Source organism: Kocuria sabuli (assembly GCF_040981185.1).
GTDB classification, from domain to species: Bacteria; Actinomycetota; Actinomycetes; order Actinomycetales; family Micrococcaceae; genus Kocuria; species Kocuria sabuli.
Genome location: NZ_JAVHZE010000098.1, coordinates 1 through 553 on the forward strand (window position 1 = coordinate 1; position 553 = coordinate 553).

At 47.7% G+C, this 553-nt stretch carries 2 protein-coding genes; both read left to right on the plus strand.

The window, feature by feature from the left end; translation table 11 throughout:
• Nucleotides 1-190, plus strand: a 190-nt coding sequence (locus RE027_RS18085; RefSeq protein WP_368809684.1) for a hypothetical protein, incomplete at its 5' end; no start/stop codon positions are given.
• On the plus strand, nucleotides 187-537 hold the full coding sequence (locus RE027_RS18090) for a hypothetical protein (RefSeq protein WP_032102837.1): 351 nt from the start codon (nucleotides 187-189) through the stop codon (nucleotides 535-537). The genes RE027_RS18085 and RE027_RS18090, both read left to right, overlap by 4 nt.
• Nucleotides 538-553: the final 16 nt, after the last annotated feature.

Genomic DNA, 553 nt, shown 5'->3' on the forward strand with positions numbered 1-553 from the left:
AAATCTCTCCATCAGAAAACTACTGACCTACACCAGGCGGGATATTCTCGCCTTGGTCTTTTTCTGTATGGAAAACGAAGTGAACGAAGTCGCTGATAGCGGCTTTCTTTTCGCCCCTCAATGGCAAATTTGCCAGAGAAATAATAACGCCATCATTGGCGATGACCTGAATGGAGATTCAAGACTATGAAACTGGAAGATTATCCAAAAACGTATAACAACGTGGTGAAAAATTCGGCATATGCCAATTTTGACCGCAGAACGATTGTATTCGCGACACTCGTACAGGCTGTGGAACCAGGTTCCGTGGTGACCTCTACCGGAACGCTTTACACCTCTGGGACTGATGCGCTTCTGTGCCTCTCCTACGCTGAGGCAGGTTCTGATGTTCCTGTCATCGTGGCTGACCGCCTAATTTATGTGTACCCAGAAGCAATCCGCGCCGTAATGGGTTCAGCAACAAATGCAGCACTAGCAGCATTGACCGCCAACGGAAACATTCGCCTGACCTCTGACGATGCTGTCATCGCAGAATAACAAACAAGAAAAGGAC